Source organism: Deinococcus apachensis DSM 19763 (genome assembly GCF_000381345.1).
GTDB lineage: Bacteria > Deinococcota > Deinococci > Deinococcales > Deinococcaceae > Deinococcus > Deinococcus apachensis.
Window position 1 is genome coordinate 42,543 of sequence record NZ_KB906410.1, and the last position, 13,812, is coordinate 56,354.

The following is a 13,812-nucleotide window of genomic DNA, read 5'->3' on the forward strand; positions in this document are numbered from 1 at the left end:
TTCGATCCCCTGGCTTGACCGAAGGACGGGCCGACCAGGACCCACCCGCACTCTTCCCGCTCCATCCAGGCTTCACGGAAGCCAGAAACCAGGTGAGAACATGACCACGAACCCGCAAGCTGGCGCCCGCCCCACCATCATGCTCGTTCACGGCGCGTTCGCCGACGCTTCAGGCTGGAATGACGTCGTAGGGCAGCTCCAGGCAGAAGGATTCACGGTGATCGCCCCTGCCAACCCACTTCGCGGCATCACCCATGACGCCGCGTACGTCGCCAGCCTGCTGGGTCAGATTCCGGGTCCAGTTCTCGCCGTGGGCCACTCGTATGGTGGCGCCGTCATCACGAACGCCGCCTCCAGGGCTGGCAACGTCGTCGGCCTGGTCTACGTCGCGGCCTTCGCCCCCGATGAGGGCGAGCGCCTGATCGACATCGAGAGTGACTCCAGGGACAGCGTCCTGAACACGGCCCTGGTGCCACGCCAGTACCCGACCGGACAGGGCACACAGACAGCGGTAGAATTCTCGATCGATCCCGCAAAGTTTCATGACGCCTTCGCCGCCGACCTGCCTGCCGAGCAGACCGTCGTGATGGCCGTCACCCAACGCCCGGTCGCCGAACTGGCATTCGCCGAGTCCTCTGGAAGGCCCGCGTGGAAGAACCTGCCGTCCTGGGCAGTGGTCCCGACCGGCGATAAGGCCGCAGGTTCAGACGCCGTTCGTTCCATGGCTCAGCGCGCCGGGGCCACCATCACTGAGGTGGCAGGCTCCCACGTGATCATGATGTCGCAACCACGGGTCGTCTCGGATGTGATTCTGAAAGCCGTTGCAGCGGTCACACAGGGGGTGACAGCACCACAGGGCGCTCAGTAAGGGCAACGCCAAATGATCGTGGGGGGGCAGAGGTGGGGCCTTTCTGGACCAGATGACCCCGGGTGCCGACGTCACCTGAATCCCCACCCCCTGGATTGTCCGGCACCCCCACAGCAGCACGAGACCATTGCGAGGTGCATCTCCCCGGCCGTTTGGTGAAGTCGTCGTGGTTGTACTGGCGCACGCGCCCATCCCTCGTCCTCTTCTGAAACACGCAAGGAGATGCCATGAGCCAACCCTCCCGCTCCGATCCCCCCCGCCTGGTGGTCTGTGCCATCGCGGGTAGCCTGCGCCGCGGCTCCTACAACCGTGCGCTGCTCCGGGCCGCTCAGGAGGTCGCCCCAGACAGCCTGGATATTCGCATCTTCGACCATCTCGGGGCTGTCCCACCCTACAACACCGACGTCGAGGCCGAGGGGGACCCCGGGGCCGTACGGGTGCTGAAGGACGCCATCCGGGAAGCGGACGCGCTGCTGATCGCCACCCCCGAGTACAATCACAGCGTCCCCGGCGTCTTGAAGAACGCCATCGACTGGGCCTCCCGGCCTCCCGGCCATTCCGTGCTGGCGGGAAAACCGGCGGCCGTCCTGGGCGCGAGTACCGGCCTGGGCGGCACGGCTCTTGCCCAGAACGCCCTGCGGCAGGTCTTCGTGTTCACCCAGAACCCGGCGATGCTGCAACCGGAGTTCCAGCTGGCCCGCGCGCACGAGAAGTTCGACGAGGCGGGGCGGCTGACCGACGAGGGGACCCGCACCTTCCTGAGGCAGTTCCTGCTCGCGCTGGAGGCTTGGACGCTCCGCCTGGGGGTGGACGGACATGGCAGCACGGAACAATGGCCCGCGAGGCGCATGACCCCAGCCGTTCGGTGAAATCGTCCAAATCCAGCAACTCGCCCCCGCGGCTGTCGTTAAGAATCTGCGAGAGACCCGGGGGCGACGAACCCGGCGGGGTGGCACCACAAGAGCCTCGCGCCGATCCGCCCTTGTAGCAGAGCGCCTGAGGGCCAGCCCGACATCCTGCTGGCCCCCCTGTCCTTACAGGAGGTGGATGTCATGAACGTACGTCAGCTCTTGCTTGCCACAACCCACCCCAGATTGCCGGTCGAAGGAGCCTTCCCTTCTCTTGAAGGCGCGACTGGGTGGCTCAACTCATCACCTTTAACGGCCGCCGACCTGCACGGGAAAGTGGTCCTCGTCAGCTTCTGGACCTATACCTGCATCAACTGGCTGCGTTCCCTTCCATACCTTCGGGCGTGGGCAGCGAAATACAAAGATCACGGGTTGGTCGTGATCGGTGTGCACACGCCAGAATTCGCCTTCGAGAAGGACGTTGACAACGTCCGCCGGGCCGCGAAGGACATGGGCGTGGAGTACCCCATCGCGATCGACAATGATTACGCGGTATGGAACGCCTTCGACAACATGTACTGGCCAGCCCTCTATTTTGTGGATGCACAGGGGAACATTCGGCATCACCAGTTCGGCGAGGGTGAATACGAAGAGTCTGAAATGATCATTCAACAATTGCTGACCAGTGCCGGGAACAGCCACCTTGATCTCGACTTCGTTTCGGTCCATGCCACTGGCGCTGAAGTCGCCGCAGACTGGGGCCATCTGAGGTCCCCGGAAAACTACGTCGGGTACGACCGCACCGAGAATTTTGCGTCCAACGGCCCAATAAGGTTGAACGAGCCATATATCTACGAGATACCGGCGCGGCTGATGCTCAACCACTGGGCACTCTCAGGTGAGTGGGCGATTGGCAGGCAAGCGATCGTCCTGAATCAGGCCGGAGGGCGAATCGTGTATCGCTTTCACGCCCGTGATCTTCACCTCGTCATGGGACCCACGGTGAAAGGAACAACCGTCCGGTTTCGCGTGTTCCTGGAAGGACAGGCGCCGGGCGCTGCTCACGGCGTTGACGTTGACGACCAGGGCAACGGCAGCGTGACCGAACAGCGGCTGTATCAACTGATCCGACAACCGGGGCCGATCACCGACCAGCAGTTCGAGATTGAGTTTCTGGACGCGGGCGTGGAGGCGCTGGCGTTCACGTTCGGCTGAATGGGCGCGGGGCCTCGAACGCTACGGCCTGTCAATCATGCACCCCGAGACCAACCTGGACCAATGCGCAAATGGTGAGGCGGAATGACTCAGCCGTCAAGAACCCCGGCGAGGTGGGGCGCAGGGTCTGGGGGCACTGCCCGGCGAGACCCGCTTTCAGGTCCGCCTGCCGCTGGGATGAGGGAGGGAGGCATGTTGGAGCGTGTGTGGCGGGGTCTGTTCGGCCCACCGGCCCGGCTGCGGCCCCTCCAGCAGCCCGAGACGGGGCGGCACGCGAGCTGGCTGGAGCTGTTCTTCGACCTGGTCTTCGTGGTCGCCGTCTCGCAGGTCGCCCATCTGCTGGACGGGGAGCTGAGCGTGACGGCCCTGGCACAGTTCGCGGCGCTGTTCACGCTGGTGTGCTGGTCGTGGCTGGGCTACACCGTCTACGCGGACTTCTTCGAGTCCGACGACCTGTTCTACCGCCTGACCATGTTCTCAGGCATGTTCGGCATGGCGGCGCTGGCGGTGAGCGCGCCGCACGCCCTGGACGGCGGGGCGGTTCCCTTCGTGTGGTCCTTCCTGGCGGTGCGCGCCTTCCTGCTGCTGCTGTACCTGCGGGCGCGGGTGCAGGTGCCGGTGGCCCGCGCCTTTGCCGACCGCTTCCTGCTGGGCTTCGGGGTGGGGGCGGCCTGCTGGTTCGCCTCCCTGTTCGTTCCGGATTCGCTGCGGCCGTGGCTGTGGGTGCTGGGCTTCGCGGTCGAGGCGACGTTTCTGTGGGTCCGCAACGGGCAGCTTCGCGCGCTGCCCTTCGACAGCGAGCACATCCCTGAACGCTTCGGGCTCTTCGTGATCCTGGTGCTGGGCGAGGCGGTGCTGGCCGTCACGGGCGGCATCGCTGAGGAGGAGTGGAGCGTCAGCCCAGTGGTCGTGGCCGCGCTGTGCTTCGGCCTCGCCGTCTCCCTATGGTGGTTGTACTTCGACCACACCAGAACGCCGCGAACACGGGGAATCCGGTCGTGGCGCACTCAGGTCTACATCTACAGCCACCTGCCGCTCGCGCTGGGCTTGGTGCTGGTGGGCGTGGGGGCTGAACACGCGATCCTCGCGGCGCGGGAGGAAGTCCTGCCGCAGGACGCCCGCGTCCTGCTCGCGGGGGGCTCGGCCCTCGCGGTGCTCGCCATGACCGCCCTGCGGCTCACCGCTGGAGAGCGCCGCCTGCTGGGGGAGCGCGGGGTGGTGATCGCCGCGCTGACCCTCTGGCTGGGGCTGGGCACCTCCCCGATCCTCTGGGTCGCGGGGGCCCTGACGCTGCTCGCCGGACTGGTGGGTTTGGAGACCCGGGCGGCCAACCGGCTGGGTGGGCCCGAGGGAACCGCCGAGGGTCTTCCGCTGGAGGACGAGGAGCAGACAACGTTTGGCCGCTGCGCCCACGTCATGAGGGGTGACCCGGTCGTCGCCCTCTCGGACGGCTGCGAGGACTGCCGCCGCCTGGGGGACCCCTGGGTCGAGTTGCGCGTCTGCCTGACCTGCGGCTACGTGGGCTGCTGCGACTCCAGCAAGAATCGCCACGCGACCGCCCACTTTCACGCGGAGGGGCACCCGGTCATGCGTTCCTTCGAGCCGGGCGAGCGCTGGGCCTGGTGCTACGCCGACCAGCGCTACGTCGACCCCGGGGTCGAGGTGGAGGGCGCCCCGGCTTATTGATAACGGCTTAGGTTCGGAACGCCCATTGCGCTTCTCGCCCCCGTGGTTCCGGCCAGCAGGGGCTCTCAACCCAGGGTCACGTCTCAAACCAAGCCCGGAATCAATAGCTTTACGAGGAATTGCGCTCCCAGGAACCCATGTCGGGGTTCTGGAACCCATCTCGACCAGGAACATCGACCCTCTTGCCGTCAACTTGATAGAACCTTGCTCATTTCCCCACGCTGGACGAGGTGGTCGAAGACACGAGGCGCGACCCACGGCAGGCCTGCTCGAAACCGAGCCGACCAGCGCCAACCGGACCAGGTCTGCCTATGAGGACGCAGCCGTCAGGCCCTTCCACGTCCAGTTCTTCACCTCGGGCAGGTCGTCCCCGAACTCGCGCACATACGCACAGTGCATCAACAGCTGGTCCGACAACGCCTGCCTCACGTGCGCCCCAGCCGCCTGCAACCGGGGCACGCGTTCGATCACGTCTATCGCGAGGTGGTACCGGTCCAGGTCGTTCAGGACCATCATGTCAAACGGGGTGGTACCTTCCTCTTTGTATCCGCGCACGTGCAAATTTCGGTGGTTCGTCCGGTGATAGGTCAGCCGGTGAATCAGCCAGGAATACTCGTGGTGAGCAAAGACGATGGATTTTTCCGTCGTGAACAGCGCGTCGAACGCGGCGTCGCTCAGGCCGTACGGGTGCTCGCTGCTCGGTTGAAGCGTCATCAAGTCCACCACGTTCACCACCCGCATTCGCAAGTCTGGAAATGCGTCTTGCAGCAAGGCCACCGCCGCGAGCGTCTCCACTGTTGGCACGTCCCCCGCGCAGGCCATCACCACATCCGGCTCCACTCCCGCATCCGTGCTGGCCCAGGTCCAGATCCCCACGCTGGCCGTGCAGTGCTTCACGGCTGCGTTCATGTCGAGCCATTGCGGCGCGGGCTGCTTGCCCGCCACGATCACGTACTGCCTGCTGCGCAGACAGTGGTCCGTGACGCTCAGCAGCGTGTTCGCGTCGGGGGGAAGGTACACGATGTCGCCCTTCAGCTCGGCGTCCCTGGTTTCCCTCGTACTGATGGGCCTTCCTCGCTAGGTGAAGTACCCGCTCTTGGTAACGCCGAGCGTCCGGCACATCACGTCGAGACGAAACTCGTCTCGGTGCGCTTCGATAAACTCGAACGCGCTCATTTGTCCTTGGCGAAGAAGGCCACCGCTTCTTTCAGCACATCACGCTCCTCGCGTGCGATGTCCAGTTTGCGTTGCAGCCGCTTAATTTCTGCCTGCTCGGCAGTCAGGACCTGCTTCCCATGACCAGGAAAGGCGGCTTGACCCTGCCCCTCAAATTCCCGAATTCAGCGATGCAAAGCTGAGTTGCTGATTCCCAGGTTCTGGGCCACCCGGAGGACGCTGCGGTCCGGCTCCTTGGCCAGCCGGACGGCTTCATGCTTGAACTCTTTGCTGTACCTCTTCCACTCTCCCATGTCCCACCTCGTTCTGATTCTCGAGGCGTTTCCTCAGGTACACAAAATCGGCTCTTCCGTGATCTCGGTGCAGCTCCTGACGCGGTGTGCCAGACCTGGGAGAAAGCGTCCTGGAGCGATTCTTTCCGACCTGGACGTACGCCCCGTGAGCCGTTCGCCTGTGGGGGCGGTGTGGAGCAACAGCCATCTGGAGGGCATGGCCAACACGGTGAAAGGTGTGAAGTGCCAGCTGGAGGGTGGGAATCACTCGAGGTGCTGCGCTGGCACGTCCTGCTCGCCGCTGGACCAGCTGCATCGAGATCGCGGAAGAGCCACAAAATCGAGGTACTCCCAGTGTCTCCTGCAGAGGGGAACGGCGAGGATTCGATGGGGGGCTCAAGCCGCTGGATCTCTGGTGGCGTTGCCTTCCGCCGGTGTTCCTGTGCAGTTGCGGAAGTCAACTGGTTCGCGTAGCGCCTTGTTGTGCTTCGAACAGGAACCACGTGCGCTTCTCGGCCTCGTCGATGAATACCTCCAGCAGCCCAGCCGTGGCATAGTCCCGGTTTTCATCGCAAACCTCGTGCGCTTCACGCAGCCGGGCGGCGAACTGGCCATTGTCGTACATCAGGTGGTTCAGCATTTCCAGTGGGATGCTGAACAGGTTGTCCGTGTCGTCCTGCACGCGCTGCAGCATGCCCACATGCCGGATGGAGCGCAGGGTGGTTCCACCGATCTTTCGCACACGCTCCGCGAGCGGATCGATCATGGCCAGCAACTGCTCGGCCTGCTCGTCGAACAGCAGGTGCAAGTCGCGAAAGTGAACGCCGGACAGGTGCCAGTGATAGTTCTTGCATTTCAGGTACAGCGCGAACGCGTCGGCAATAAGGACGTTAATTGTGGCCGTGACTACGCGCGCCTGCTCGTCCGTCAGGTCCGAGGGGGTGGCGAGCCGCTTCGGGGCGGGATAGTCGGGGATGACGTTGGTGGTCATGGCTTCCTCCTGAATCGGGGGGCAGAAGGTTCGGCTGCGCGGGCTTTGCGACGCGCTCACCCGTCCGCGGCTCCCAAGCTGCGCGCACGATGAGGTGACCCACGTCGCTGACAGCAACGCGATGCTTCAGACTCGACCAGCCCAGGCGTTCGAGGAAGCTGCTCAACCATCCCGAGTTCCCGTCGAGGGCGAGGGTCTGCCGAATCTCCTGGGACCAGGCTTCCAGCAGGCGAATGGCGGTCAGGTCTTGACGACACCCCACCGAGCCCAACATGGAGAGGAAACCCACCTCCCCGAGCACCTCACTGAGTGTGTGGACGTCCAGCTGGTCGAGGAGATCGGACAGGGCGGTGCGTCCGGGGGATCCCCGCTGTGAGGGGAACCCGAGTCCGGGCAGCAGGTCCCGGTGTTCCTCGCCGAAGCGGATGATATCCCGCAAGGAGCGGTTCCCACAGAGCAGGGCCAGCAGCACCAGTTCCAGCAGGGCAGAGAGTGGGTACCGCCGACCACGCCGTCCCCTGGGATCGGGTATACGTTCAAGGGCACTTCGCAGGTTCCCCGATTTCAGCGGAAGGGCTGTCTCGGCTTGCTTCAGAGTCCGGGCGAGGACAAGGGTCTCCTCCAGGGGTGCAACACCCAGTTCGTCGAGGAGCGCTTCGCGGCAGCGCAGCAAATAGGCATGCGCCGCTTCAGGCTGGCCCTGACGGTAGTGAATGCGCATGGCGGTGCAGTAGGCGCTCTCGTTGAGCCGGTCCTCACGGAGCAGTGCCCGGACGAGATACAGGGCCTCGTCATAGCGACCCGCACCTTCGAGTTCCAGGGCGCGGTGATGGAGGGCCTCAAAATAAAGCGTCTCCAGCCGGGTGCGTTCGACCTCCAACCAGTCGGTGAAGGCGGGGGCGCTTGAAAGTTCCAGCCCCCACAAGAACGCCCTGCGGCTCTCAGCTGGCGGCTGCGCGGACCGCCACAGGTCGAGGGCCTCGCGCCAGCGCCCTTGTTGAACGGCCAGTCCAAAGGTGGCTGCGTCGGAGCAGGCGACCACCCCGACCTCATGCCCGGCGCGGAGCCAAGTGCCCGCTCCTGGAAGGCGGCGCAACTGGTGCAGGGCTTGGCGGAGGCTGTTGTTGCTGCGCGGTCGCCAGAAAATCTCTTCCAGTTCGCTCCGGTCCACTACCTCCCCTCGCGCGACCAGGTAGTAGAGCAATGCCTGAAGCTTGGGCGGGAGCAGTTCCAGCGGGAGGCGGTGCCAGTGAAGCGAGGGACGTCCCAGCAGCTTGACCTCCAGGCTGGGCAGCCCCGTGTTCTGCTGTGGTGCAGGCGCCTCTGGCCGTGTGGATCGGCGGTGCGCCGGGTTGAAGCCCTCAAACGTGTCTGTATGGCGGTATCGTTGAGAGGGCTGGGCCCGGGGTATTACGGAAACGGCATGCTCAAGGCTCATGGGATATTCCCTCCTTCAACAGAGGCAGCACGCCAGACCAGGAAGCTTGAGGTCATAGAGGCCGGGCGGCGCGTGAAATCCAGCCAGCCGAGGTAGGTGTGACCCGGCGTTCAGGCACCAGCTTTGGCCGTGGTCCCGCACACCGCCGACTGCCTGACCATCTGTCCGGTTACTCCGGGCAGCAACGGTGGGATGGCCGCCGAGCGCCTGTGACGCCACGCTTCCAGTTCACGGCACGCCAGCATGAACGCGGACGCGCAGGGGATGACAACCACCGCAACGCCAGGCAGGTACGGTGCCACCAGCTTCTGCTCACCATCGCCAGGTTCAATCCGGTCAAGGCTCGAGGTCAACTTGGCGTGATTCGTGGAGAACCGGGCCGACCATCCGTCTCGCAGGGACGCGCCGATCACACCGCGGAGTGTGTCCTCCTGCTGAACTGGAACCAGGTTTCCAGGCCATCAATGGCGGTCGTGATAGTGGGTACGCCGTGGACCGCATCCCACTGGACCTTCCGGTCCATGCACCACCTCCTTTCCCAGTCGAATTCACGGCGGGTCGCCGCAGGCGGGACAACGAGGCATCCTTCAAGGCCGGAAAAGCGTGATCGTTCGGATGCGCCACAACTCCTGGCAACGATGAGGCGCCCTTGCCAGATCAGTACGGTTGGCACTGGTGAGCGGCGGAACGTCCGTGACCTGCGTGCAGTTTCCGGTCTCAACCGCACAGTAGCTGCTCCACGCGCGCGTCGTCCAATTCTGCTCGTGTTGCGAAATAGACACGTTTCGCATGAGGGCTGGCTCCCACATGGCGTCCGATGGGTGCCGGGGTGATGCAGCACGAGCCCAAGAGTGACGCTTCCGCCGCGCAAGCCGAACATCACCAGGGCATGGCGACGCCGACCGCATACCCCACGCTCGTTCGTCGGCCGCAGCGGTGGGTAGCATGAGACCATGCTCGACCTGCAACACGCCCTTGGTCTTGCCGCGCCCGTCATCTAGGCTCTCATGGCGGGCGTACAGGACCACCGGCTCGCCGCGGCGGTCAGCAACGCTGGTGCACTCGGGTCCCTTCCTGCCGCCCTGCTGGACACGGGTGGGCTGGAACGTGAACTCCGTGCGTTTTACACCCTGAGTGGTGGCCCCCTGAACGTCAACTTCTTCTGCCACGTGTTGCCGAGCCCGACGCAGCACGTGAGGCGGCGTGGCGAGCCACGCCCGCGCCCTACTACCGGGAGTTCGGCCTCACCGCCGAGCCACCAGCCGGGCCCCTTCGGCGACCGTTCGGGCCGGACATGGCGGACGTGCTCGAAACCACGCGGCCGCAGGTCGTGAGCTTCCACTTTGGCCTCCCGTCACCCCACCTGCTGGCCCGCGTGAAAAGCTGGGGCAGTCTGGTGTTCTCCTCAGCAACCACGGTCGAGGAGGCGCTCTGGCTGGAAGCGCGAGGAGTGGACGCCGTGATCGCGCAGGGGTTCGAGGCAGGGGGGCGCCGCGGGATGTTCCTCGACCGTAACGTCAACACTCAAATTGGCACGTTCGCGCTGCTGCCGCAGGTCGTGCGCGCTGTCCAGGCTCCCGTGATCGCTGCGGGCGGCATCGTCGACGAGCAGGGTGCCGCGGCCGCCAAGGCGTTCGGCGCCTCAACTGTTCAGCTGGGCAGGGCCTTCCTCTGCGCGGACGAGGCCACCACGAGTGAGGTGTACCGAACAGCCCTGACGTCGCTGACTTCACGACTCACGGCGCTGACCAACGTGTTCTCAGGTCGTCTGGCGCGCGGCAGCGTCTACCGTGCGGTGCACGAGTTGGGTTCCATCAGCGAGGTCGCACCGGACTTTCCACTGGCCTCAGCCGCCCTGTCGCCCCTACGTGCGGCGGCTGAGGCGCGGGGGCGTGACGACTTCACGCCGCTGTGGTGTGAGCAGAACGCGCAGGGCCTGCGCAGCTCTCTCGCCAGCGAGGTGGGGCGGGAGTTCATCGGGGCCTGGTGGACCGGCTGACAGCGCACCGGACTCCTTGTGCCCGTTTTGAGGCCACGACGAGCGTCATTCAGGCCATCCCGAGGACCGCTCTCGTCCCACGCTGGGGACGTCATGTGGCCCAAGGCTCGCTTGCCCGCTCCAGTTTGATTCGTGCGCTATCTGGGCAGGTCTGTCATGATGAGCTCCCTCGCGCCATCGCTGTCGAATAAAAGGAGGAAGGGATGACGACGCACTTTCACCAACAGCCTCCTTTGCAAATAAGGCTGCAATGCACCGTGGTGGCCCCGGCATGCGCAGCGCTGACCATGGAGAGCCCTCAACTGGCATCCTTCCACCGTGAAGTTGCCCGGGCCCTTCGCTCTCGTGCGTTTGACGCGGAACGGTCAGCGGCAGTGAGGTCGATCGCGCGGCGACATCCGTGACGTGACACTGGTGGGACCTGCTGCCATCCAACAGGGAGGAACAAGCATGTTCGAGCAGGAGCAACTGCTGGCCACCAAGTACCACCTGCCCCGCACTGCACAGCGTCAGGTGCCCCGGGCGCGGCTCACCGCTCGACTTGAAGGCGGCCTTGACCGCCAGCTCACCGTGGTGCGGGCACCAGCCGGGTACGGCAAGACCACCCTGGTGGCCTCGTGGGCTGCTGCTCGGGCCCACCACGAGCCACGCGTCAAGGTGGTTTGGGTCTCCCTGGAGGCTTCCGACAACCAGGTGCTGCGCTTCTGGCGCTACGTCCTCTCAGCATTGGAGCAGGTAATCCAGGAGCGTGTGGCGCCAGCACAGCGCGCGCTGGAAGCGCAGGCCCCTATCAACTACATCATCGCGTCGTTGGTCAATGAGCTCGAAGCGGTTGACGAGCCGTTCGTGCTGATTCTCGACGACTACCATCAGATGGACGACCCGGTGGTGAACCGGTCCATGTCCTTCCTGCTCGACCACCAGCCACGCAACCTCCACCTGGTCCTGCTGACACGCAGCGCCCCGGCCTTTTCCACCGCGCGTCTTTTGGCGAACCGGCAGTTGAACGAGATCGGCGTGAACGATTTGCGCTGTACAGAGGACGAAGCGGCCGAGTTTCTGCGCGTGGTGATGCGGTCTGAACTACCGGCGCACTTCGTAGCTGAATTGAACCGGCGAACGGAAGGATGGCTGGTCGGCTTGCAGTTGTTCGCGCTTTCGATGCAGGGGCGCCCGGAGACAGCCCATTTGCTGAACGAACTGCGAGGATCTCACCGATACGTCGTGGACTACCTCACGGATGAGGTTCTACGGCTGCAACCCCCGGACGTCAAGACGTTCTTGCTGGGCACTTCCATCCTCGAGCGTATGACTGCAGAGCTCTGTGACGCCGTGCTGCAGCGCGAGGACAGCGAGCAACTGCTGGACACCGTGGAACGCGAGAACCTGTTCCTGTTCGCCCTGGACGAGCGCCACGAGTGGTTCCGTTACCATCACCTGTTCGTGGAGGCGTTGCGCACGCGCTTGCGACGCGACGACCCCGCGCAGTACCGCGAACTGCATCTTCGCGCCAGCGAGTGGTACCGGACGCATGGGGATGGAATTTCCGCGGTGAAGCACGCGCTGGAAGCTGGCGATACGCTCCGGGCCGCCGACCTGATCACCGAAATGCCCCCTGAACTGACGTTGAACGCGGCGCTGAGTCCCATGGTCGCGGGCTGGCTGGATCAACTCCCGCGCGACGTGGTTTACGAGCGGGTCGCCCTGTGGGGCGTGCAGATGGCCGCGCTGCACTACACGGGTCAACTCGCGGGCCTGGACGAGTGGCACCGTGTGCTGAGCGAACGGCTACGAACGCCCAGCGGCAGCACCGCCCTGCAGGGCGTGCCCGAAGCACAGCGCCAAGCAACGCTCGGCTATTTGAATGCGGCCCGCGCGTCCGTCGTGGCGCTGCTCGGCGATCCGTCCCAGGCGAAGGCGCTCGTGCAGGACGCCTTGACGCTGCTGCCCGAAGGTGCCGACGACGAACGTGTGCTGGCCTACAACGCCACCAGCATCGCGGAGATGTACGACGGGCACGTGCTCGTGGCCCAAGCGTACGGGGATCAGGCCGCGCAACTGATGCTGGGGCTGGGACAGGAGTGGAACTGGTTCAAAATCACCAGCACCTTCTCGGTGTACCGCATCTGGGAAGGGCGATTGCACGAGGCATGGAGGATGCTCGACCATGCGTCGGCGCGCATGATGCGCCCCAACGATCCACCCGTCGCGCCCGCCGCGTACTGCTACGTCTACCAGGCGAAGATCCTGCACGAGTGGCATCGACTGGACGAGGCGATCAAGCTGGCCGAACAGGCCGTGACGCTGTCCGAACAAAGTGAAATCGACCCGGCGGCCGCCCTGGGTTACGCGTTCCTCACGGCGTCCCACCTGGCCCGCGGCGACTTTGCGGCTGCGGTCAACGCGATGGACCTGGCGCTCGCGACCGCACCGTTAAGAGGCAGTCGGCGCTTCCAGGCGGTTTACCTCAGCAGCACCCGTATGAAGCTGTGGTTGGCGACGGGCATGCATGACCGTGCGCGGCTGTGGTGTCGCGAGTTGGACGAGAACCCCGCTTCCTCCGCACTTTATGAACGCGAGTGCGATGATGTGGCGAAGGCCCGCTACCTCGTGACCAGCGGAGCACCGGACGACGCGGTGCAGCTCCTTGCAGGGTACCTTCCGGGCGCCCTGGAGGAGCAACGGGGGCACAATGCGTTGGAGATGCTGCTGCTGAGTGCGGTTGCCCAGCAGCAACGAGGTGACCGCCAATCAGCGCTGAACACCACGTTCCAGGCAGTCCAATTGGACACGCCGAACCACCACGTGCAGCTGTTCCTGGATGAAGGGCCGGTCATGCGCGACCTGCTCATGGAACTTCGTGACCGGCGACCGGAGAACCTCGACTTGGAGTACCTCTCCACGCTGATCTCGAACTTCGCTCCCGCACCCGCCGAGAACCTGGCGAGCACGAACGAAGATCCGCGGGGGTTCCATGCCAAACGCTCACAGAATCAGGCCGCGAGCGGCAGCTTGAGCCTGCGCGAAATAGACGTGCTTCGCTTGCTGGGACGTGGAATGACCAATGAGGACATTGCCCATGAGCTGGACATTTCGCTTCCGACCGTGAAGACGCATGTCAGTAACGTCTTGCTGAAGCTGGACGCGCGCAACCGTACCCAGGCCGTCGCGCGCGCTCAACAGTTGCAACTGCTCGACCACGGTGATGGAAGCGTCGGGATGGGCCGCTGAAGGGTCAAGCTCGGTGAAGCCGACCGCTGGCATACCCATTGCGCACGTCGAGCGAGGGGCTTGATTCGAGCCGCGAGGCACGCTCTTG

The 13,812-nt window shown here is 64.7% G+C and carries 9 protein-coding genes and 2 pseudogenes; 7 read left to right on the top strand and 4 right to left on the bottom strand.

What is annotated here, in order from left to right; translation table 11 throughout:
• Positions 1-139: 139 nt before the first annotated feature.
• From F784_RS0116015 to F784_RS23495, 4 genes and pseudogenes are all read left to right on the top strand, one after another.
• Positions 140-793 (top strand): annotated as a pseudogene (locus F784_RS0116015) (alpha/beta fold hydrolase); the annotation flags it as partial.
• A gap of 302 nt (positions 794-1,095) precedes the next feature.
• Positions 1,096-1,737, top strand: a complete 642-nt coding sequence (locus tag F784_RS0116020) for an NADPH-dependent FMN reductase (protein ID WP_019587736.1) — start codon at positions 1,096-1,098, stop codon at positions 1,735-1,737.
• A 183-nt stretch (positions 1,738-1,920) separates the two neighbouring features.
• Positions 1,921-2,931 (top strand): thioredoxin family protein, encoded by a 1,011-nt coding sequence (locus F784_RS23490; protein WP_083939256.1) that lies wholly within the window; start codon positions 1,921-1,923, stop codon positions 2,929-2,931.
• Between the two features lie 192 nt (positions 2,932-3,123).
• A complete protein-coding gene (locus tag F784_RS23495) occupies positions 3,124-4,617 on the top strand; it encodes a low temperature requirement protein A (protein WP_019587738.1) in 1,494 nt (497 codons plus the stop codon).
• Between the two features lie 309 nt (positions 4,618-4,926).
• Here F784_RS23495 and F784_RS0116035 read toward each other — a convergent pair whose 3' ends face one another.
• The 4 genes and pseudogenes from F784_RS0116035 to F784_RS25475 all read right to left on the bottom strand — a co-directional run bounded on the left by F784_RS0116035 (position 4,927) and on the right by F784_RS25475 (position 8,494).
• Positions 4,927-5,637, bottom strand: a complete 711-nt coding sequence (locus F784_RS0116035) for a phosphoketolase family protein (RefSeq protein WP_019587739.1) — start codon at positions 5,635-5,637, stop codon at positions 4,927-4,929.
• 60 nt (positions 5,638-5,697) lie between these two features.
• Positions 5,698-6,086: pseudogene (locus F784_RS27875) on the bottom strand (transposase); the annotation flags it as partial.
• 436 nt (positions 6,087-6,522) lie between these two features.
• A complete protein-coding gene (locus F784_RS0116050) occupies positions 6,523-7,056 on the bottom strand; it encodes a Dps family protein (RefSeq protein WP_019587742.1) in 534 nt (177 codons plus the stop codon).
• On the bottom strand, positions 6,956-8,494 hold the full coding sequence (locus tag F784_RS25475; protein WP_083939258.1) for an AfsR/SARP family transcriptional regulator: 1,539 nt from the start codon (positions 8,492-8,494) through the stop codon (positions 6,956-6,958). Before F784_RS25475 ends, F784_RS0116050 begins: the two co-directional genes overlap by 101 nt.
• 1,007 nt (positions 8,495-9,501) lie before the next feature.
• Between F784_RS25475 and F784_RS27880 the strand changes: the two genes are divergently transcribed.
• The 3 genes from F784_RS27880 to F784_RS0116075 all read left to right on the top strand — a co-directional run bounded on the left by F784_RS27880 (position 9,502) and on the right by F784_RS0116075 (position 13,724).
• The gene (locus F784_RS27880; RefSeq protein ID WP_211211911.1) at positions 9,502-9,828 is read left to right on the top strand and encodes a nitronate monooxygenase; all 327 of its coding nucleotides are present in this window, start codon (positions 9,502-9,504) and stop codon (positions 9,826-9,828) included.
• Positions 9,789-10,493, top strand: coding sequence for an NAD(P)H-dependent flavin oxidoreductase (locus F784_RS23505; RefSeq protein ID WP_019587746.1), 705 nt, complete (start codon positions 9,789-9,791; stop codon positions 10,491-10,493). The genes F784_RS27880 and F784_RS23505 overlap by 40 nt, the downstream gene beginning before the upstream one ends.
• Before the next feature lie 450 nt (positions 10,494-10,943).
• The gene (locus F784_RS0116075; RefSeq protein WP_019587747.1) at positions 10,944-13,724 is read left to right on the top strand and encodes a winged helix-turn-helix domain-containing protein; all 2,781 of its coding nucleotides are present in this window, start codon (positions 10,944-10,946) and stop codon (positions 13,722-13,724) included.
• Positions 13,725-13,812: the final 88 nt, after the last annotated feature.

Coding starts and splice junctions, on each gene's coding strand:
- F784_RS0116020 (WP_019587736.1), top strand. CDS start 1,096: ATGAGCCAACCCTCCCGCTCCGATCCCCCCCGCCTGGTGGTCTGTGCC.
- F784_RS23490 (WP_083939256.1), top strand. CDS start 1,921: ATGAACGTACGTCAGCTCTTGCTTGCCACAACCCACCCCAGATTGCCG.
- F784_RS23495 (WP_019587738.1), top strand. CDS start 3,124: ATGTTGGAGCGTGTGTGGCGGGGTCTGTTCGGCCCACCGGCCCGGCTG.
- F784_RS0116050 (WP_019587742.1), bottom strand. CDS start 7,056: ATGACCACCAACGTCATCCCCGACTATCCCGCCCCGAAGCGGCTCGCC.
- F784_RS25475 (WP_083939258.1), bottom strand. CDS start 8,494: ATGAGCCTTGAGCATGCCGTTTCCGTAATACCCCGGGCCCAGCCCTCT.
- F784_RS27880 (WP_211211911.1), top strand. CDS start 9,502: ATGGCGGGCGTACAGGACCACCGGCTCGCCGCGGCGGTCAGCAACGCT.
- F784_RS23505 (WP_019587746.1), top strand. CDS start 9,789: ATGGCGGACGTGCTCGAAACCACGCGGCCGCAGGTCGTGAGCTTCCAC.
- F784_RS0116075 (WP_019587747.1), top strand. CDS start 10,944: ATGTTCGAGCAGGAGCAACTGCTGGCCACCAAGTACCACCTGCCCCGC.